The sequence below is a fragment of the Streptomyces sp. NPDC001980 genome (assembly GCF_040296885.1).
Lineage (GTDB): Bacteria > Actinomycetota > Actinomycetes > Streptomycetales > Streptomycetaceae > Streptomyces.
On sequence record NZ_JBEOYD010000019.1, the window covers coordinates 155,257 to 173,994 of the forward strand.

Annotated in this window: 18 protein-coding genes; 9 read left to right on the top strand and 9 right to left on the bottom strand. The window is 72.8% G+C overall.

All coding sequences use genetic code 11. The features are described from left to right. Positions 1–60 precede the first annotated feature (60 nt). Positions 61–1,053: an ATP-binding cassette domain-containing protein gene (locus tag ABT137_RS27865; RefSeq protein ID WP_351713565.1), complete on the top strand. Its 993-nt coding sequence runs from the start codon at positions 61–63 to the stop codon at positions 1,051–1,053. Beyond that, entirely contained in the window at positions 1,050–1,844 is a 795-nt protein-coding gene (locus ABT137_RS27870; RefSeq protein WP_351713567.1) for an ABC transporter permease, read from the top strand. Before ABT137_RS27865 ends, ABT137_RS27870 begins: the two co-directional genes overlap by 4 nt. Here ABT137_RS27870 and ABT137_RS27875 read toward each other — a convergent pair. Beyond that, positions 1,822–4,998, bottom strand: coding sequence for an ATP-binding protein (locus ABT137_RS27875; protein WP_351713569.1), 3,177 nt, complete (start codon positions 4,996–4,998; stop codon positions 1,822–1,824). The two genes, ABT137_RS27870 and ABT137_RS27875, sit on opposite strands and share 23 nt — an antisense overlap. 479 nt (positions 4,999–5,477) lie before the next feature. On the opposite strand from ABT137_RS27875, the gene ABT137_RS27880 reads away from it, so the two are divergent. The 3 genes from ABT137_RS27880 (at position 5,478) to ABT137_RS27890 (ending at position 6,946) form a co-directional block, all read left to right on the top strand. Then, the gene (locus tag ABT137_RS27880) at positions 5,478–5,918 is read left to right on the top strand and encodes a hypothetical protein (RefSeq protein WP_351713572.1); all 441 of its coding nucleotides are present in this window, start codon (positions 5,478–5,480) and stop codon (positions 5,916–5,918) included. 84 nt (positions 5,919–6,002) lie between these two features. Then, positions 6,003–6,632, top strand: a complete 630-nt coding sequence (locus tag ABT137_RS27885; protein WP_351713574.1) for a SigE family RNA polymerase sigma factor — start codon at positions 6,003–6,005, stop codon at positions 6,630–6,632. Continuing rightward, positions 6,629–6,946, top strand: a complete 318-nt coding sequence (locus tag ABT137_RS27890; protein ID WP_351713575.1) for a hypothetical protein — start codon at positions 6,629–6,631, stop codon at positions 6,944–6,946. The genes ABT137_RS27885 and ABT137_RS27890 overlap by 4 nt, the downstream gene beginning before the upstream one ends. A gap of 219 nt (positions 6,947–7,165) precedes the next feature. Here the strand turns inward: ABT137_RS27890 and ABT137_RS27895 are convergent, their stop codons facing one another. From ABT137_RS27895 to ABT137_RS27905, 3 genes are all read right to left on the bottom strand, one after another. Then, positions 7,166–8,737, bottom strand: coding sequence for an adenosine deaminase family protein (locus tag ABT137_RS27895; RefSeq protein WP_502984588.1), 1,572 nt, complete (start codon positions 8,735–8,737; stop codon positions 7,166–7,168). Between the two features lie 231 nt (positions 8,738–8,968). Next, positions 8,969–9,802, bottom strand: a complete 834-nt coding sequence (locus ABT137_RS27900) for a class I SAM-dependent methyltransferase (protein WP_351713576.1) — start codon at positions 9,800–9,802, stop codon at positions 8,969–8,971. Between the two features lie 84 nt (positions 9,803–9,886). Next, on the bottom strand, positions 9,887–11,101 hold the full coding sequence (locus tag ABT137_RS27905; protein WP_351713578.1) for a permease: 1,215 nt from the start codon (positions 11,099–11,101) through the stop codon (positions 9,887–9,889). A 143-nt stretch (positions 11,102–11,244) separates the two neighbouring features. Here ABT137_RS27905 and ABT137_RS27910 point away from each other — a divergent pair, with 143 nt between their 5' ends. Continuing rightward, entirely contained in the window at positions 11,245–11,934 is a 690-nt protein-coding gene (locus ABT137_RS27910) for a GNAT family N-acetyltransferase (RefSeq protein WP_351713580.1), read from the top strand. Here ABT137_RS27910 and ABT137_RS27915 read toward each other — a convergent pair. The 4 genes from ABT137_RS27915 to ABT137_RS27930 form a co-directional block, all read right to left on the bottom strand. Beyond that, positions 11,923–12,582 carry a zinc ribbon domain-containing protein gene (locus ABT137_RS27915; RefSeq protein ID WP_351713582.1) on the bottom strand — a complete coding sequence of 220 codons (660 nt, stop codon included), beginning with the start codon at positions 12,580–12,582 and terminating at the stop codon, positions 11,923–11,925. The two genes, ABT137_RS27910 and ABT137_RS27915, sit on opposite strands and share 12 nt — an antisense overlap. Positions 12,583–12,719: 137 nt before the next feature. After that, positions 12,720–14,075, bottom strand: a complete 1,356-nt coding sequence (locus ABT137_RS27920) for a beta-1,3-glucanase family protein (RefSeq protein WP_351713584.1) — start codon at positions 14,073–14,075, stop codon at positions 12,720–12,722. 326 nt (positions 14,076–14,401) lie between these two features. Continuing rightward, positions 14,402–15,160, bottom strand: coding sequence for a DUF2182 domain-containing protein (locus ABT137_RS27925; protein WP_351713586.1), 759 nt, complete (start codon positions 15,158–15,160; stop codon positions 14,402–14,404). Continuing rightward, positions 15,157–15,771, bottom strand: a complete 615-nt coding sequence (locus tag ABT137_RS27930; RefSeq protein WP_351713588.1) for a DUF1326 domain-containing protein — start codon at positions 15,769–15,771, stop codon at positions 15,157–15,159. The genes ABT137_RS27925 and ABT137_RS27930 overlap by 4 nt, the downstream gene beginning before the upstream one ends. Before the next feature lie 335 nt (positions 15,772–16,106). On the opposite strand from ABT137_RS27930, the gene ABT137_RS27935 reads away from it, so the two are divergent. Next, on the top strand, positions 16,107–16,550 hold the full coding sequence (locus tag ABT137_RS27935) for a hypothetical protein (protein WP_351713590.1): 444 nt from the start codon (positions 16,107–16,109) through the stop codon (positions 16,548–16,550). Between the two features lie 34 nt (positions 16,551–16,584). On the opposite strand, the gene ABT137_RS27940 is transcribed toward ABT137_RS27935, so the two are convergent. Continuing rightward, entirely contained in the window at positions 16,585–17,310 is a 726-nt protein-coding gene (locus ABT137_RS27940; RefSeq protein WP_351713592.1) for an ANTAR domain-containing protein, read from the bottom strand. 238 nt (positions 17,311–17,548) lie between these two features. Here ABT137_RS27940 and ABT137_RS27945 point away from each other — a divergent pair, with 238 nt between their 5' ends. Beyond that, a complete protein-coding gene (locus ABT137_RS27945; RefSeq protein WP_351713594.1) occupies positions 17,549–18,112 on the top strand; it encodes a dihydrofolate reductase family protein in 564 nt (187 codons plus the stop codon). Between the two features lie 122 nt (positions 18,113–18,234). Further along, the gene (locus ABT137_RS27950) at positions 18,235–18,702 is read left to right on the top strand and encodes a hypothetical protein (RefSeq protein ID WP_351713596.1); all 468 of its coding nucleotides are present in this window, start codon (positions 18,235–18,237) and stop codon (positions 18,700–18,702) included. The last annotated feature ends 36 nt before the right edge of the window (positions 18,703–18,738 follow it).

Here is an 18,738-nt window from a genome sequence, read left to right on the forward strand (position 1 = left end):
CCGCCCGGCTGAAACCGGGCTGAAGCCAGGCTGAACCGCCGCGGCCGCACGCTCTGCGGCATGACGACGAACGAACACGAGCACGGACGCGAACTCGCCATCGCGGCCACCGGGCTGCGCAAGGCCTACGGGGACAAGACCGTCCTCGACGGCATCGACATCCGGGTGCCGGCCGGCACGGTCTTCTCGCTCCTCGGGCCGAACGGCGCGGGCAAGACCACGGCGGTCAACATCCTGTCCACCCTGATCTCCGCCGACGGCGGCACCGCCCGGATCGCCGGGCACGACCTGACCGCCCAGGCCCAGAAGGTACGGGCCGCCATCGGGGTCACCGGCCAGTTCTCCGCCGTGGACGGACTGATCACCGGCGAGGAGAACATGCTCCTCATGGCCGACCTGCACCACCTCTCCAAGCGGGAGGGACGGCAGGTCACCGCCGACCTGCTGGAGCGCTTCGACCTCATCGAGGCCGCGAAGAAGCCCGCCTCCACCTACTCCGGCGGCATGAAGCGCCGGCTCGACATCGCCATGACCCTGGTCGGCCGCCCGCGGATCATCTTCCTCGACGAGCCGACCACCGGACTCGACCCGCGCTCCCGCCACACCATGTGGCAGATCATCCGCGAGCTGGTCTCCGGCGGCACCACCGTCTTCCTCACCACCCAGTACCTGGACGAGGCCGACCAGCTCGCCGACCGCATCGCGGTCCTCGACGGCGGCCGGCTCGTCGCCGAGGGCAGCGCCGAGGAGCTGAAGCGACTGGTGCCCGGCGGTCACGTACGGCTGCGGTTCTCCGACCCGGCGGCCTACGAGCGGGCGGCGACCGAACTGCGCGAGACCACCCGGGACGACGAGGCCCTCGCCCTGCAGATCCCCAGCGGCGGCACCCAGCGCGAGCTGCGCGCCATCCTCGACTGGCTCGACGCCGCCGGCATCGAGGCCGACGAGCTCTCCGTGCACACCCCCGACCTGGACGACGTCTTCTTCGCCCTGACCGCCACCACCGGCAACGACAGCACCGCCGACACCGACAAGAAGGAGACCGTCCGATGAGCACCGCCGGCTACGCGTTCCGCGACAACCTCACCATGCTGCGGCGCAACCTCCTGCACGCCCGCCGCTACCCCTCCCTCACCCTGAACCTCCTGCTCACCCCGGTCATCCTGCTGCTCCTGTTCGTCTACGTCTTCGGCAACGTGATGAGCGCCGGCATCACCGGCGGCCACGCCGACCGGTCCGAGTACGTCGCCTACCTCGTCCCCGGCATCCTCTTCCTGACCGTGGCCATGACCTCGCTCGGCACCGCGGTGGCCGTGTGCACCGACATGACCGAGGGCATCATGGCCCGCTTCCGCACCATGGCGATCTCCCGCGCCTCGGTGCTGATCGGACACGTGGTCGGCAGCGTGATCCAGACGATGATGGCCCTGGTCGTGGTCCTGGGCATCGGATTCGCCATCGGGTTCCGGTCCGACGCGTCGCCGGTGGAGTGGCTCGCGGCGGCCGGGCTGCTGGCCCTGGTCAGCCTCGCGCTCACCTGGCTCGCGGTCGGCATCGGTCTGATCAGCCCCAACCCCGAAGGCGCCAGCAACATCGGGACGCCGCTGGTGATGCTGCCGTTCCTGTCCAGCGCGTTCGTGCCCGTGGACGCCATGCCGGGCTGGTTCCGCTGGTTCGCCGAGTACCAGCCGTTCTCGCCCTTCATCGAGACCCTGCGCGGTCTGCTGCTGGGCAGCGAGATCGGCACGAAGAACGCGCTGCTGGCCCTCGGCTGGGGCCTCGGGCTGACCGTGCTCGGCTACCTGTGGTCCAAGGCCCGGTTCAGCCGTGAGCCCCGGCAGTGACCTCGTGCAGCGCCTGCCGGGCCGCCGCCCGCAGCTGATCCCGCCCCAGGGCCGCGTACCCCGACCTCGCGTCGGCGTACGCGGCCCGGTCCGCGTTCTCGGCCGCCTCCCGGGACCGGGCCGAGGAGAGCGTGGGCAGGTCCCGCATCACCGGCAGCACCTCCGCCAGCGCCAGCAGCCGTACCGCCGCCGTGTCGCCGCGGGCCAGCCCGGCGTGGCCGAGCGCGAGCAGCACCGAGCCGTAGACCGGCAGTTCCAGCAGGTCCCCGGCGCCGGAGGCGTCGCCGGACAGCATCCCGAGCAGCCGTTCCCGCAGCTGCCCGGCGAGCTCCGCCACCGGCTCCAGCCGGCCGTGCTGCGCGTGCGCGGCGAGCGCGGCCGCCTGCACCTGGAGCGACCACGAGTCCAGGAAGGGGTCGTCCGGGGCCAGCGCACCGGCCTCCCGGATCCCGGCCGCCGCCTGCCGCCACAGGCCGAGGCCGACCTCGGTCAGCCCCCGGGCCAGCGCTATCTCCGCCCGGGCCTGCAGCAGTTCGGGGCTGAAGGCCTGGGCGGGGTCCGGCTGCCGGTCCGGGGCGGCGCGGCCCAGCCAGTACTCCGCCTCCTCGATCTCGCCGCGCTGCAGACAGGCGGAGACCAGCCCGTAGCGGACGCCGATCGCGTCCGACCAGGTACCGGCCTCGCCGAGCGCGTCGGCGGCCCGGAGATGGTCGTACGCCTCCGCGCCGCGCTCCGTCTTGAGGCACAGCTCGCCGATCCGCCCGTGGCTGAGCAGCGTCGTGATCGGATTGCCGAGCGGCCCCACCGCGGCGAGCATCCGGCGCGCGTACCGCAGCGCGCGTTCCGTCTCGTACGCGGACTCCCACAGGTAGCTGGCGACGCCCGCCGCGAGGCCCGCCAGCAGCGGCTCGCCGGCCTCGCACAGCTCCTCCAGCCGCGCGTACTCCGGCGGGCGCATGTCCGGGACCGCGCACAGCACGGCGGCCAGCGCCCGCGGCACGGTGTCCGCCGGGGCGGGCGGCAGGCGGCGCAGCGTGACGAGCTGGCGTACGGCGTGCGGGCCGTAGCCCATGAAGAGGCCGGCCGCGCACACCGCCGCCGCGCTCCGGGCCGTCTCCGCGTCCTCGGGGTGCTCCGGTCCCGGGCGGAAGTGGGACAGCGGGCCGCCGGTCTCGGCGGCGAGGGTGACGAACCGGGTGTAGCTGTTGCCGACGGACCACAGGGAGGCCAGTACGGCGGTGACGGCGGCGGTGGCCGGACCGTCGGCGCGGGCCAGGGCGTGCCGCAGCGCGAGGACCAGGTTGTCCTGCTCGGCACGGACGCGGTCGAAGGAGGCCGGCGCGTCGGTGCCGTACATCCCGGCGTGGTGGGCCCGGCCGAAGTCCCGGGCCCAGGCGAGGAACCGGACCGTCACGGCCTCGTCCTCGCCCGCCTCCGCCCGCCGGGCGCCACCGAACTCCCGCAGCGTCTCCAGCATGTGGAAACGCACCCCGGCGTCGCTCTCGCCCACCTTGACGAGGGACTGACCGGCCAGCGCCTCCAGCAGCTCCATCGCGTCCCGGCCGTCACCTTCGGTCTCGCCGAGCACGTACTCCGCCGCGTCCGCGGCGAAGCCCCCCGGGAACACCGACAGCGCGCGCAGGGCCGCCCGCCCCTCCGGCTCCAGCAGGTTCCAGCTCCACTCGACCACGGCCCGCAGCGTGCGGTGCCGTTCGGGGGCGTCCCGGGCGCCACCGCGCAGCAGCGCGAAACGGTCCCGCAGCCGGTGCGCGATGTCGGCCACGGAGAGCACCCGCACCCGGGCCGCGGCCAGCTCCACGGCCAGCGGCAGCCCGTCCAGGTGCCGGCAGATCTCGGCGACCCGGTCCGCGGGCAGCTCCACGCCGGGCCGGGCGGCCCGCGCCCGCTGCCCGAAGAGCAAGACGGAGGTCGCCAGGGACAGCTCCGGCAGGGCGTACACGGACTCCGAGGTCAGCCCGAGCGGGGCCCGGCTGGTGGCCAGGACCCGCAGCTCCTTCGACCGCGACACCAGTGTCTGGACGAGAGCGGACGCGCCGGCGATCACGTGCTCGCAGTTGTCGAGGACCAGCAGCGCAGGACCCGGACCCAGCGCGGCGACGATCCCGCTCACCGCGTCCTTGCCGCCGCCCGGGAGCTGGCGGCCCTCCCCGCCGCCGACGGCCGAGGCGACCTCGTCGGCCACGTCCTCGTCGGTGACACCGGCCAGGGCGACGAAGTGGACGACGGGCTGTTCGGCCGCCCGGCTCACCGCGTGCGAGAGCCGGGTCTTGCCGAGCCCGCCGGGGCCGACGACGGTGACCACCCGGGCGCCGCGCAGCAGCCCGGTCACGGCGGCGACGTCGGTGTCCCGGCCCAGCAGCGGGTTCGGCTCGTGCGGCACCCCGTGCCGGACCGGCGCCGCGTCCGCGCTCAGCAACTCCTGGTGCACGGCCCTGAGCCGGGCCCCCGGATCACTGCCCAGCTCGTCCCGGAGCCGGCGCCGGTAGCCGTCGTACCGGGTCAGCGCCGCGGCCCGCCCCGCGCCGGCGGCCTCGCAGCGCAGCAGCTCCGCCAGGACTTCCTCGTCCCGGGGCAGCTCCCGGTTCAGCTCGGCGAGCGGCGCGGTGGCCTCGGCCCGCCGGCCCAGCCGGGCGAGCGCGAGGGCGTGGGAGCGCACCAGCGCCCGGTACGCCCGCAGCCGCTCGGCCCGCAGCGCCGCCACCGGGTCGTGCAGCTCCTCGTCCGCCCCGGCGCCCACGCTCCCGTCCCACAGCGCCAGCCCCGCCTCGGCCCGCGCCAGGGCACCCTCGTGATCCCCCGCCCGCGCCCGCTCGGCGCTCGCCGCCTCGTGCACGAGGAGCGCGGAAGCGTCGACCTGCGTCTCGTCCAGCCCCAGCCGGTACCCGGTCGGCGTGCTCACGACCAGCTCGGCACCCAGCTGCGACCTGAGCCGGGACACCAGGATCTGCACCGCCTTGCCCGGCCGCTCGGGCAGCTCGTCCGGCCACAGCCCCTCCACCAGCCGCCCGGTGCTGCAACCGGTGCGCAGGTCCGCGGCGAGCAGCGCCAGCAGCCCGCGCAGCCGCGGCGCGGTGATCTCCCTGCCCCGGCAGGCGACTCGGGGCAGCAGGGTGAGCTCGGGGGTGTCGGTCACCCGTGCAGACTAAGACGTCGTCCCACATCGTGCCGGAGTGGGTTTTTGGACGAGAAGAGCGAGCCGGCTGCCCACCGCGAGCGGTTTCGGGCGGTGGGGACAGCGGCACGGGCAGTCCGGCTCGGGAGCGTCCCGGCGGTGTTCGGCCCCGCTGGGAACACCGGAACGAAAACCGGCGCCAAGTCCGCATCGCTGCTGGTGGGCACCTGACGGGTCGTCGGCGCCGGGGCGGTCGTGAAGGCGTCTGCGCTGAGCTCGGGCCCGGCCCGGCGCGGCCCCGTCCAGGGCAGCACCGCCGTCCACGTGGGGACGTCCGTCGGCTGCCCTCACGAAGACCGCGGATCTTTTTCGCGGATCACGACAACCTCGGGTGGGGCCGCACGTCTGGTGGGGTGAAAGACGGTTTCCGGGACGGGATTTCGGTCCCGGCGCTGTCCGACCTGTCAGCGTTGTCCCTGAACTCTTTGGAGTCGTTTCCTATGCGGCATACCCGCGCCAAGAAGTCGAACCGTTCCCTGCGCACCTGGGTGCTGGGGTCGGCTGCCGGTCTCGCCCTGGTAGTGGGCGGCGGCATCGCCGCCCAGGCGGCCACCGCCGGCCACGCCCGCGCGACCGAGTCGGGCACGTCGGCACCGGCCGACCCGAAGCCCGTGCCGTCCACTCCGGGGAAGCACACCTCCGGCGACACCGAGCCGACTCCGGTACCGGGTGACGAGAACGGCAAGCCCTACCCGAAGCCCGTGCCGTCCACTCAGGGGAAGCACACCTCCGGCGACACCGAGCCGACTCCGGTACCGGGTGACGAGAACGGCAAGCCCTACCCGAAGCCCGTGCCGTCCACCTCGGGGAAGCACACCTCCGGCGACACCGAGCCGACTCCGGTACCGGGTGACGAGAACGGCAAGCCCTACCCGAGGTAACACCGGCCGCTGAGCCGCCGACCATCGGTGTGGCGGGGCCGGACCGGAGCCGGCCCCGCCGTACCCCTGATGTGAACGAGGACGATGCAGCTCACCCTTGCCCTGCCCTGGTGGGCCCGGCTCATGCGCCGTGCCCGGACCACCCCCTCTCCGGCGTCGGGCGCGCCGCACCCCGGCCGACGATTCCGGCACCTGCGTTCGGTGGCGGACCGGGACGGCGAGAAGGATGCCCCCACACTCGCCGATCTGTACCGGACCCGGCGGCTCGACATGGTGCGCCTGGCGGCCTTCCTGGTGGACGACCTGCACTCCGCCGAGGACGTCGTCCAGGATGCCTTCGCCGCCGTCTGCCGTCGGCACGGCGAACGGCTGGACGACCTCCAGGACGCGCATGCCTACCTCCACACCGCGGTGGTCAACGCCGCCCGCTCGGTGCTGCGTCGGCGGCGCACCGCGCGCGCGTACACCCCGCCGTACCAGGGCCCGGGGGTGCCGGTCGACGAGCTGTTGTTGCTCGCCGAGGAGCACCGGCAGGTCTTCGACGCGCTGGCCCAACTCACCGCGCGCCAGCGCGAGGTGCTGGTCCTGCGTTACTGGTCCGACCTGACCGAGGCACAGATCGCCGAGACCCTCGGGGTGTCCCGTGGCACCGTCAAGTCGACCGCGAGCCGCGCGCTCGCCACTCTGGAGAAGCTTTTGGAGGTGGACCGATGAGCAATCGGGCGCCGCTCGAGGAGCGGCTGCGCGCTGCGCTGGAAGCGCGTGGGCAGCTCATCAGTGCCCACGACCTGTCACCGGCCCGCCCGCCCGCCGGAAGTACCTGGGGCACACGACGGATTCGGCGGGTGCTGTCCATCGCCGTCGCCGCCACAGCGGCGGCCGCAGCCGCCGTCATCCTCGTGCTGTCCGCCAACACCCCGGACCGCCCCCGCCCGGTACCACCCGCACAGCATTCCAGCCCCACCGCCGCTCCTACCTCCACCGTCCCGCACCCGGTGCCCTCCGCCGTGCCGTCCACCACTCGCTAGGTGGCGGACGGGACGACCGTGTCGACCGCGTCCCGCCGCCGCGGGTCAACGGCCAGATGACCGGAGCAAAACCCCTCTGAGCGGGTCCGGCGAAATCCGCTGCGGTTCGGCAGCGCCCCGTCAGGGGCGCGGGGCTGTTTCGATGTGCGGCTCCGCCGCGTGGGCGCGACCGGCCACGACGGCGCCGCAGCCGACACACGGCGTATCGCGGCACTCCGCTCACGGCCGTGCGCCGGCCCTCGCGGCGGTCCGCTCGAACGACACCGACGCGGCCTCCTCACGCCACTGCACCGCGGCCTTCGCGCTAGCGTCGAGCAGCGCCCGGCACTCCGCGCCCGGCGCACGCCCGCTGCCGGGGAGCTGCCCGGCGCAGGCGGCGACCGGACGGTAGCCGTCACGGGTGGGGTTGCCCTGCCACAGGCTGCCGCCGGGGAGGAAGGCGTACTGCAGCGAGGCCCGGGCCAGATCCTTGAGCTCCGGGTACGTGAGGCCGTAGGTCTCGGCGGCGTACTGGTACTCGCGGCTGATGTCGGTGCGAGAGACACCCGGGTCGTCGGTGGCCAGGACGACCGGTACCCCGTACGCCCGGTAGGTGTCGAAGGGGTGCGCGGCGCCGCGCACGCCGAGGACCTGCGCGTTGCTGGTGAAGGGCACCTCGACGGCGGTCTGCCGGGCGGCCATCGTGCGGGCCGTCCGCTGCCAGTCGTCCTCGTGACGGAGGTCGACGCCGTGGCCGACGCGCTCCGCGCCGGCGATGTCCACGGCCTCCCGGATGTGGAACCGCAGGTCCTCGGGGTCGACCAGGCCGGGCCGCAACTCGCCCGCGTGCAGGGTGACATGGGCCCTCGGGTAGACCGAGTGCAGGAACCTCACCATGCGCATCTGCACGGTGTAGTCGGCCAGCGCGACGGGCCCGTCCTCGGGCTGGACGAGGTTGACGGCGAGGAAGCGGGGGTCGGTCTCGGCGAGCCGCATGCCGAGGGCCAGCTCGGTGAAGACGCGCTCGTGGGACTCGCCGCGGAAGGCCTGGTAGACGTAGCGCACGGCGAGCCGGCAGCCGGGGCGGGGCCGGTCGGTGCCGCAGCGGCCGGCGGCCCGGAACTCTGCCTCGGTGTCGTCCGTCGCCCGGCGCGCCTCGGCGACCACCTCGTCGAGCCGGCCGCCCGCCACGAGCCTCGCGTACAACTCGGGGAGGTCGGGGTCCCAGCCGACCTCGTCGGCCAGCTGCTCGGCGCGGTCGGAGGCCGGGTTGACCATGGTCTCCAGATAGAACTGGTGCTGCGCCGCCACCGAGTCGGCGACCTCGGCGAGCACCCTGCCCGGGTGCAGCGCGGGTACCAGCCCGAACTTGTCGAACGTGGCGAAGAAGTGGTCGTGGCCGCTCCGGTCCGGCGGGAAGCCGTACATGGACCAGGCCCGCAGGATCGCCTCGCGGAAGTCACGGTCGCCGCGGGCGTCGGCGGCCGGCCGGGTGCCGGGACCGCAGGGCGGTACGACGGCGGTCAGCGTCGCCGTCCCGATGCACAGCCCGTCCTCGCCGGCGAGCGCGATCAGGTACTCGGTCCTGACCGCCCCGAAGAGGTGGTTGTGCAGGTCGCCGCCCTTGGGCAGCTTCAGGAAGAACCTGCGCAGGGCCCGGGGGCGGTCCGGGGCTGCCGTCCGCAGCGATGCCAGGTACGCGTCCGTGCGGGCTTCGGCATCCGTCGTGGGGCGTGGGACGGCTCGGGGGTGGGGGAGCGCGGCTGCGGGGGGCGCGGCCGACAGGCAGGTCAGCAGGGAGCAGCAGAGCAGGATCAGGGCCGCGGCGAGGGTGCGGGCGGGGGTGCGGGCGAGGCCCTGGCGCAGGGAGGCGGCTGCGACGGCGGGCGCCGTGCGGCGTGGGTGGCCGGCGGTGCGAGCGCCGTCGTAGGTCGTCACGGACCGATGATCATCAAGTCGGCCCGGCCGCGGCCGGACAGCCACGCGGCACGCACCACAGAGCCACCCGAGCGGGCGCAGCCCTGTGCGGGGCCGCCGCGCCGGTCAGGCTTCGGTCTGCGGGCGGTCCGCCGTGACGACGTAGTAGTCCAGCAGGCCGTCGCGATAGGCCGGCAGGAAGTTGCGCGGCCACTGCACGGGCAGGTCGATGCCGGCGAGGAATCGGTCCAGGCCCGGCCAGACCTGGTCGCCGATCGACTCGGCCCGTACGCCGGTCAGGCCGGCGCTGCCGAGGGCGTCGAGCAGGGACCCCAGCGGGTGGGCCACGTCCAGGCCGGACGCGAAGCTCTCCAGCCGCGCGGCCAGTTCCCCGCCCGCGTCCTCGGCGCCGGCCGGCAGGAAGAAGCTGGTGACGGCCAGCCGGCCGCCGGGGCGCAGTACGCGGGCGGCCTCCCGGGCGAACGCGGTCAGGTCGCGGAAGTGCTGGGCGGCCTCCACCGAGTACAGCCGGTCGAAGCGGCCGTCCTCGAACGGCATCCGCTCCGCCGCCCCGTGCGCGAAACCGAGCCGTCCCGGCGCCCGGGCGAGCAGGTCGGCGTTGGCCCGGCGGGCCCGTTCCACCTGCTCGGGGTGGATGTCCAGGCCGGTCACGGCGGCGAAACCGAACTCCTCCAGCGCGAGCGCGGCGCCGACCCCCAGCCCGCAGCCGACCTCGACGGCACGGGCGTCCGCCCCGCCGAGGGCGCCGAGCACGTGACGGTAGAGGTCGCGCTGGCTGCGGACCCGGTCCTCGGCGGTCAGCGGACGGTCGAGCGGGATCCCGGCCCAGTGCCCGAAGTTGATGAACCCGCCCGCGAACGCCGGTGCGGAGCTGAGGTCCTGCGGCCCGTAGACGGCACGCACGGCGGGCGAGACGGCGAGGTCGCGGCTGCGGTCCACGTGATCTCCTTCTCCACGGTGAATGTGCGGTGCATGTCCGGTGCATGGGCCCGGCCCGGAGGTTCTCCCCCCTTCCCCGGCCGCTCAGTCCGCGTCGCCTCGCCCAGGGTGCTCGCCGTGCAGGTGAGCGTGGCCGTGCCCCTCCTGCCGCTCACCCTGCTCCGCGCCGTCCGGCGAACCGCCCATCATCCGCAGCATCGCCGGGCCGCCGGTGCGCAGGAACCGTACGACCAGCGCGGCGGCCAGCAGCAGGAAGGCGATGTTGAGGTACGTGGTGTAGTTCCAGCTGATCCCTTCGTCGGGGATCTTCGCGTCGGCCTGGTCGGGGATCAGCCCGAGGCCCCCGAAGACGAGTTCCACGACATAGCCGGCCACCACCATCGAGGCGTAGAAGGTGCCGAGCAGGAAGGCGGCCGTCCGGGCGCCGTAGTACTTCCGGTAGATGTTGAGGATCGGCAGGATCAGCAGGTCGGCGTAGATGAAGGCGATGACGCCGCCGAAACTGATGCCGCCCTTCCAGAGCACCACGGCCAGCGGCACGTTGCCGATGGAGCAGACGAACGACACGATGGCCACCACCGGACCGATCAGCGGCCCGGTCAGCTTGGCCGCGAGCGGATGGCCGGCCAGGAAGAAGCTCTGCCAGAAGTCGTCCGGCACCCAGGCGGCGATCGCCCCGGCGATCAGCAGCCCCGCCACCAGGTCGCGCAGGATCGCCGCCCACTCCATGACGAAGATGTGGGAGACGGACGTGAACCCGTCCCGGGAGAACAGCCGGCGGACGAAACCGCCCTCGCCGCCCACGGACATGTCCATCGCCGCGTGCCCCTCCATCGAGCCCGCCAGCCCGCGCTCGGCCTGCTCCCGTGCCTGGCGGAGCAGCCGCTCGCGCAGCAGGACGCGGAAGAGCACGGCGAGGACGACGATCATGACCGGGCCGCCGACGAACTCCGCCGCCGTGAACTGCCACCCCATCAGCAGGGCCAGGATCACGCCCAGTTCGATCACGAGGTTGGTGGAGGCGATCTCGAAGGCCATGGCCGCGGTGAAGTCGGCGCCCTTGCGGAACAGGGAGCGGGCGAGCGCGACGGCGGCGTAGGAACAGGACGAGGAGGCGGCGCCGAACCCCGCGGAGAGCGCGAGCGTACGGGGCCGGTCGTCCCCGAGCAGCCGTACGACCGTCTCGCGGCGCACCACCGCCTGCACCACCGCGGAGAGCGTGAAACCGAGGATCAGCGCCCAGGTGATCTCCCAGGTCATCGACCCGGCGATGGAGAGCGCGTGCCCGACCGCATGCATGGTGTCCGCCCTTCGCTGCCGATCGCGACCATCCGTTTATATACCCCCGGAGGGTATGCAGGCCAGTGGTGCCACGGTATCCGGGTGGTGGCGTCGGCGGCAGTAGACTCCGCCTCGGTCGCGAGGGACTCAGGGGGAGCGGCATGGTCTGGTCACGGTTGCGCCGCAGGCGGACGGCCCCCCGGCTGCCGCTGCCCGGCCCGTGCTGGCACCGGCGGCACACCCTGCGCACGGAGCGCCTCCTGCTCTACACCCCGGAGACCACGCTGGACCTCGCCGCCGCGGCGGCCGCCGCCTCGGACCCCGAGGCCCAGCGATGGCTCGGCTGGGGCGACCGCGTCGTCGCCGACGCGGACGTCCGCGAAGGCATACTCAGGCTGCTTCCCGGCGACACCGAGACCCTACGGAGGTCCCGGTTCCTCAGGAACCTGCTGGCCCAGCCCTATGAACCCCACTCCGACGAGGAGGAGTTGCTGGTCGGCGTACGCCTGGACGACGGCAGGTACGCCGGCTGCACGATGCTGCACCTCGGCACCGGGGAGATCGGCGGATGGCTGGCGCCCGAGGCCCGCGGCCAGGGACTCGGCACGGAACTGTTCCGGGCCGCCGCGGTCCTCGGCCACGCCCACCTGGGACTGCGGACCGTGCGAGCGGGACACGAACCGGCGAACACCGCGAGCGGCCGGGCCCTGGCGAAGGCCGGCTTCGTGGCGGCCGACGGACCGCCACGCCACACCCTCCCCGACGGCCGCGAGATCGATGCCCGCTGGCTCCAGCGCACGACGACGGCCCCGCTCACCCGCTGCCCCGGCGCCGCCCCGCTACCTGCGTGAGCCGCACCCCGGGCAGAAGGCCGCCCCGTCCGGCACGACCGCGGAGCAGGACGAACACTGCTGCGACTGGGCCAGTCGGTAGCCGCAGCCCGAGCAGAACGCGGCGCCGTGCGTCTCGGTCCGGCACTGCGGGCAGACCAGCTGGCGGGGCGTGGTGGGGTCGTAGCCCTGCCCGGCCTGCTGCCCCGCCGCGTACGCCCGCTGCGAGGCCATGTCGTTGAGGCCGCGCTGCTGGGCCGCCATGGCCTCGGCCGCCGTGTCCGGAGCGCACCGCAGACACAGGCCCTGGGCCGCGTTCCAGCAGCGCCCGCACACGTAGTCGGTGCAGCGCGCGCAGCGGTTGAAGTGCCCCTGCGTGTTGTTGATCGCCCGCTGGAACGCCTCGTCGCGGGCGCGCCCGTAGCCGGCCCCCGCCAGCCCGTCGGCCGCCGACGTCAGCCCGGTGCCGGTACGGCCGAGCAGCCCCCAGGCCACGTCGACCCCCTTGTGGAGCCAGGTGGCGGCCCGCTCCCCGGTGTACGGCTCGAACGGCGAGCGCCAGGTGTCGTAACACCGCGAGCAGGAGAACTCGAACTGGAACCCGGCACCGGTCCCGTTCCGCTCGCACAGGTCCCGGTAGTTGTTGCTGAAGTAGATCTCGGCGCTCATGTGGTCCCCCCACAGGTCAGGCCATCGGCACACATGCCGTACGACGCGGGGGAAACGGTACTGGTTCTGGCCAAAGCCGCCGAGTTCAGGCCATGGCCTGAGACGGTTGCCTCAGGCCATGGCCCTTCTCGGATCGGCTACCAGCCGACGGCCACCAGGAGCCACTGCGGGTCGGCGTGGGAGATGAAGGAGGACTGGCCCGCCACGTCGTCGTACGGGAAGCCGTAGGCGAGGTGGTTGATGGCGTTGTCGTGCCAGAACTTGGCGTAGTAGTTCGCCGGCGCCGCCGTGTAGAACTGGGCCGGGTCGGACTGCTGGGAGGCCGGCAGGGTCGCGACGTGCCGGTTGAGGGCGGCGCATGTGTTCGGGTCGGACGCCAGGGAGGCCGCGCAGCCGAAGATGTCGGAGGTGGCCGCGTTCACTCCCACCGACTGGGCGTACGAGGTGAAGTAGGTGGCGTTGGCGCCGCCCGCGCGGAAGCTCGGGTCGCTGCCGGGCGCGATGATCCGGTACGGGGCCTGGGTCTGGGCCAGCACGTCGAACTGGGACGGCACCGCGTCGATGAACCGCTGGAACGTGGTGGCGCGGTCCTCGGCGAAGGTCTGCCGGTTCTCGCCGACCTCGGTGTCGTAACCGTCCTTGCTGTGCAGCCGCATGGCCAGCTTCAGGCCGAAGGCGTCGACCCGGGTGGTGTTGCCGTTGAAGACGTTGTTCCCGACCGTGAACTCGATGAAGTCGTAGTACGAGCTGGTGGGCGAGCCCAGGTAGAAGTACATGCGGCCCGCGGAGTTGGCCGGCATGTCCAGGTAGGGCTGCTCGGCGATGGAGTGCGTCTGGCCGTTGAAGCTCCAGTACACCTGGCTGTCGGGGTACTTGCCGTTGGTGCGGTTGAGGATCTTCACCTCGACGGCGTTGTTCGCCGCGGGGATGTCGCTGGTGCTGCCCCAGAAGTCGTCCGGCGGGGTGGTGGACCCGGGGCCGTAGACCTGGAACTCCCACAGGGAGTAGCCGTACGGGGTGCCCCGCGCGGTGCCGTAGAGGCGGACGTAGCGCCCGCTGCCGGTGATGGTGAGGTTCTGGGTCCCGCCGGTGGCCGTGGTCGTCGAGTAGACGGTGGTCCAGGTGGTGGCATCGGCGGAGGTCTGGATCTGGAAGGCGGTCGCGTAGGCGGCCTCCCAGTTCAGGGTGACGCTGCTGAGCTGCTGGACGGAGCCGAGGTCGACCTGGAGCCACTGGGGGTCGGCGAAGGCAGAGGACCAGCGGGTGCCGGTGTTGCCGTCGACCGCCGCGCTCGCGGGGAAGGACGCGTTCTCGGTCGAGGAGGCGGTGGCGGGCCTGCCCTGGGACAGCAACTGGTCGGCCGCGTGCGCGGGCGACGGGGCGAGGGCCGCGAAGAAGGCTGTGATCAGGGCGACGACCAGGCCGAGAGCCAGGCGTGGGCGTACGGCGACGGTCGGTGGTCTGCGGGTGGGTGCGCCGACGGAACTCTGCATGCGAAGTCTCCTCAGGCCGGATCGGCGTGCGTGGGGATGGAGCAACAGCAGACGTGAGAGCGCTCCCTCGGGTTGTAGACCCGTCCCTGCCCGCCGTCAACAACTGAAGCCGAAATCAATCGGGTTGCGGCCCTGCGGACGACACGCTGCTGATTACGTCGCTGATGTCGCGCCCACGCCGCCCGCCGCATTCGGTTTCCGACCGTTCGAACGGCCCGGAGCCGGGCCGTTTTTACAACCCTTGACGCATCCGGTACGGACCTTTCCGTGCCGTCGTGTTGTCGCTGCGGGAGGCCGTCACGAACAGGCCGTGCGCTCCTCGGTCCTCACATCCCGGCCATACCGCCGGCGGTGAGCCCCGGAGCCAGCTCCGGGAACCAGAAGACGGCGACGGCCAGCGCGAGCGAGGTGATCCCCACGGCACGGGCCACCAGGGGGCCGGCCGGAGTCAGCTTCTCGGCGGTGATCACGCCGGTCAGGACCACCATGGCCCACACGTTCATCACGCCGAACGCCGCCAGCAGCACCATCAGAGACCAGCAGCAGCCCAGGCAGAAGGCCCCGTGGTGGGTTCCGGCACGCAGGTCACGGGAGCGCCCCGGATACGAGGCGTAGCGCAGCATCAGCCCGACCGGCGAGCGGCACTTCGCCAGACAGAGGTCCTTGAGGGGCGTGAGCTGGTAGACGCCGCTGACGACGAAAACGGCCGCGGCCACCGCGGTCCCCGTCGCGGCGGGGAGGCTCGCCACCCGGCCCAGGCCGGTGACCAGCCCGTACGCCAGCAGCCCGGCCGCGGCCCAGACGAGCAGGTAGGCGACCGTGAAAACGATCATGCGCGGTGTCCGGTGCACGGTGATGGTGCGTGCGTACAGCGCGGCGACGGGCGCCGTGCCGGGCAGCATCATCGCCGCCATCATCAGGGTCCACACGGCCAGGAAGGCGGGGAGGCCCAGCCCCATCGTGCCCGGCATCGCCGACATGCCGCCCCACCGCGTCACCACCCAGACCCAGGCGGCGGCCGCCGCGACCAGGAGCAGTCCGGCGGGGGCCACCCCGCGGCGGACGGTGACCGGCCGACCGGTCACGCGGACCACGCGAAGGGCGCCGAGTGCCCGTTGCCACCGGAGAAGTCCCACGACCGGCCGTACACGCCGCCGCCCCTCGACCGGATGGACCGGGCGATGGCCAGCGTGCTGTTCGCCGGGTGGAACATGCCGGTCAGGCGCATCACCGGACCGTCCTCGCCGAACTGCGGGGCGACCTGGTCCTCGATCTCGACGTCGATGACGTCGCCCACCCGCGCGGTGTGGCGGCGGCCGTCGTCGCGGTATTCGATGGGAACGCGCTCCACGCCGAGGACCTTGCCGATGAGCGGTGCGAGCGCCGCCATCGGCCCGCCGGCCTCGCCGGAGAAGATCCTGCCCAGGGCGTCCGCCTGGCTGTCGTCGGCCGACGCGTCGAGGTACAGCGCCACCTGCCAGCCGCCCTCGGCCATCACCCGGGGGGCGTCGACGACGAGGGCGACGCTGCGGTCGGAGACGTCCACGCCGTCCACGTTCCCGCTGTCCACGTGGAAGGCGAAGGTCACCTGGCAGCGCTCGTGGTCGGCCGGCGCGGTGAGGCCCGAGGTGGTGCAGGGGCAGACCACGTCGCAGTTGCAACTCTCCAGATAGGTGCCGTTCAGATTCCAGGGCATCGCTCTACCTCCCCTTCGGCGAAGGGAACGCCGCTGGAGGGCCCGTTCCATCCGGTACCGCTCTCCTCTTCAGGCTATTCCCGCAGCCCCCCGTCCCGCAGATCCACCGCCGACCGCGCCGGTGGCCTGCATAGACTCGCGGCGTCGGCGTCGGCGTCGGCGTCGGCGTGGTCGGTGTCCGGCGGTACGGCGCCGGTGGGCGGATGGGAGACGCGCCTGTGTGCACGGTGGATCACCAGGCTTCAGCGGCGATGGCGGCAGCGGCTCTGACGGCGGCCCACCCGCACCTGAGGCAGGAGGCTTCTTCGCATCCGGCACTGGAGGGGTGCGAGGACGTGGCGTGGTCGTCCCTTCCCGGCTGCCCGGTCGACGTCCCGGTCGTCCTGCGCGGGCTGCTCGATCCCGACGCTGCCGAGATGGCCGAACGAGCACTCGGCTGGTTCGTGATGTCAGGGCCGATGTCCATCAGCGCCACGATGCCGGCGGTCGTCCCGTACCTGCTGCGACTGACCGCCGATCGGTCGGTCCCGCGCCGGAAGGAGTTGTTCGACCTCGTGCTCCTGGCCGCCGCCCTGTCCGCACCGACCGACCCCGACAATCCGCGGCAGCCGGCGATCGGCGGCCTTGAGGAGGACCACCCTGAGCGGGCCCTGTGCCGAGCGGCGTTCGTCGCCGACGCGGACCGGGTGCGGCGTCTGCTGGCCGACGACGAACTGCTGACCGGCCTCGGCCTGGACGACGACGACCGGGCGTCACTCGTCGAGGCGGCCGGACTGTGACACGCGCGGCGCTCCCGTGCGGAGGGGGGACGGCTCAGTGGGTGGCGGTGGTGTGGAGGTGGTTGAGGGCGGAGATCACGGTGGTGCTGCGGTGCCAGATCAGCCAGCGGCCGACCTGCCTGCCGAGCTCGTCGAGTGCTGCCGACTGGGCGGGGGCGAGGCGGTGAAGGGGCTGGTCGTGGTGGGAGGAGACCATGCCGATGACGGTGCCTCTGGGGCTGAGCAGAGGTGCGCTGTGGCAGGCACGGCTGCCCGTCTGCAGGATCGTCTGCCGGGAGGCCTCGTCGAAGGTGCCGGAGGCGGCGACGTCCTCGACGGTGACCTGCCGGTTCTCCTCCGCGGCCTGCGCGCAGGAGGTGGTGGAGGTGTCGACGAAGGTGAAGTAGTCGGTGAAGCGTCCGTTCAGCCCGGTGTGGTGCTCCATGCGGAGCATGCCGTTCTGCACCAGTTGCACGTTGCCCATCTCTGCGCCGGTGATGTGCAGGGTGCGGTACAGGGCGGTCTTGAGGACGGCACTGTCGTCGGCCAGTCGTCGCTCGTCGGTGCGCAGCGCGGGCAGCGGAGGAGCGGCCGGCCGCGGTCGGCTCGGCACCCAGCTGGAGGCGCCCGGCCGGGGGGCGGGCAGGTGGACGGCCGTGTCGGCGAGGGTGTGCAGTTTGATGTTGAACCGCTGGGAGGCGCGGCGCAGCAGGTCGAACGCCTCCTGCTCCGAGGAGAGCCGGTACGAGGAGACACGTCTTCCCTCTTTCCCCACGGGCATGTTCGCCCGCGGTATGCGCCCCCTCACGCCCAGCCGCGTCGAGGAGGCCGGGTCCGGCCGCACGGGCTGCTCGAACCGATCACCGCCTCGTCCGTCGTCGAAGAGGGAACAGCCTTCAGCACGGTGTCGATCGGTGGGCCTCCCGTTCGACGCCTGGGTGGAGGCGCGATCCGCGAAGGCGAATCCGGACCGGCAGCGCCTCTGTGATCAACACCGCCGGACGTCCCAGGGAGGAATCATGCAGATCCGCGCCCGTATGAGCACGAGTGCCGATGGCTACGTGACCACACCGAGCGGGTGGCCCGCTCTGACCGCCGACCCCGCGTTCGTCTCCGGTGAGAGCCACGGCATCCGGGAGTTCCTCGAAGGCTGCGAGGCGGCGCTGATGGGCCGTACCACCTTCGAGCCCGCGCTGACCAACAACCGCTGGCCGTGGCCGGACCTCGACGTGTTCGTGCTCGGCTCACACCGTCCCGACGGCACCCCCGACCACGTCACCACCGACAGCGACCCGGTCCGGCTGCTGGCGAAACTCCGCTCGGCCAACCGGGGCGGCGACGTCCACCTCGTCGGGGGCCCGCGGACGATCGGGACGTTCCACGCCCTGGGCGCACTCGACACCCTCGAACTGGTCGTCCTGCCGATGCTGTTCGGCGGCGGGACGCGACTGACACCCATGCTCGCTCCCGACACCGGGCTCACCTTCCAGAGCGAACGAGCCCTGCCCGGCGGTTCGGTGGAGATCGTCTACTCCTGCCGCGGCAACCGCACCGAACTCCCCGACAAACCCGCCGGCCACTGAGGCTTCTGGATGCGAGGATGCGGCCGACGTCCCCCGGTTGTCAGTGATGGGTGGTCCGTCATGCCAGAAGGTTGTTCGGAATCACCAAATACCTTTCGGCACAGGCGTGTTGGAATGCCCTTATGGCCACTCCCGCTGACCGAACCACCCATCTGAGTCCGGACGAGCCCGAGCGCCGCCTGCGTGCCGAGATCGAGCGACTGAGAGACGAGGCGACACACCAGAGGGCACTCGCCCACCGCCGGGCCGAGTTCTGGACCAAGATGGACATCGCCCTCGGGTTCCCCGCGGCCCTGCTCGCCGGCACGGCGGGAACGGCGGGACTGGCCTCGCCGGACGCGCGCGTGCCCGCTGCCTTCGCCGCGCTGGCCTCCGCGGGGTTCGCGGCGGGAGCGGGCTTCCTGCGCAGCGACACCAGGCGCCGCGCCAACAAGCGCGCCCGGCACGCATGGGCCTCGGTCGAGGCCAGGGCCACGGTGGCACTCACCCAGGAGCACGTGACTCCCGCCGTCCTCCGCGACCTGCTGGAATGCCGCCAGGCTGCGCTGGCGGCCTACGACGGAGACGACCCTCGGCCGGAAGCGTCGTGATCCGCAGGCATCCCCGCCGGAACACCGGCTCGGATC

Coding starts and splice junctions, on each gene's coding strand:
- ABT137_RS27885 (WP_351713574.1), top strand. CDS start 6,003: ATGCAGCTCACCCTTGCCCTGCCCTGGTGGGCCCGGCTCATGCGCCGT.
- ABT137_RS27870 (WP_351713567.1), top strand. CDS start 1,050: ATGAGCACCGCCGGCTACGCGTTCCGCGACAACCTCACCATGCTGCGG.
- ABT137_RS27880 (WP_351713572.1), top strand. CDS start 5,478: ATGCGGCATACCCGCGCCAAGAAGTCGAACCGTTCCCTGCGCACCTGG.
- ABT137_RS27890 (WP_351713575.1), top strand. CDS start 6,629: ATGAGCAATCGGGCGCCGCTCGAGGAGCGGCTGCGCGCTGCGCTGGAA.
- ABT137_RS27950 (WP_351713596.1), top strand. CDS start 18,235: ATGGCCACTCCCGCTGACCGAACCACCCATCTGAGTCCGGACGAGCCC.
- ABT137_RS27920 (WP_351713584.1), bottom strand. CDS start 14,075: ATGCAGAGTTCCGTCGGCGCACCCACCCGCAGACCACCGACCGTCGCC.
- ABT137_RS27905 (WP_351713578.1), bottom strand. CDS start 11,101: ATGCATGCGGTCGGGCACGCGCTCTCCATCGCCGGGTCGATGACCTGG.
- ABT137_RS27930 (WP_351713588.1), bottom strand. CDS start 15,771: ATGCCCTGGAATCTGAACGGCACCTATCTGGAGAGTTGCAACTGCGAC.
- ABT137_RS27940 (WP_351713592.1), bottom strand. CDS start 17,310: ATGCCCGTGGGGAAAGAGGGAAGACGTGTCTCCTCGTACCGGCTCTCC.
- ABT137_RS27865 (WP_351713565.1), top strand. CDS start 61: ATGACGACGAACGAACACGAGCACGGACGCGAACTCGCCATCGCGGCC.
- ABT137_RS27915 (WP_351713582.1), bottom strand. CDS start 12,582: ATGAGCGCCGAGATCTACTTCAGCAACAACTACCGGGACCTGTGCGAG.
- ABT137_RS27945 (WP_351713594.1), top strand. CDS start 17,549: ATGCAGATCCGCGCCCGTATGAGCACGAGTGCCGATGGCTACGTGACC.
- ABT137_RS27910 (WP_351713580.1), top strand. CDS start 11,245: ATGGTCTGGTCACGGTTGCGCCGCAGGCGGACGGCCCCCCGGCTGCCG.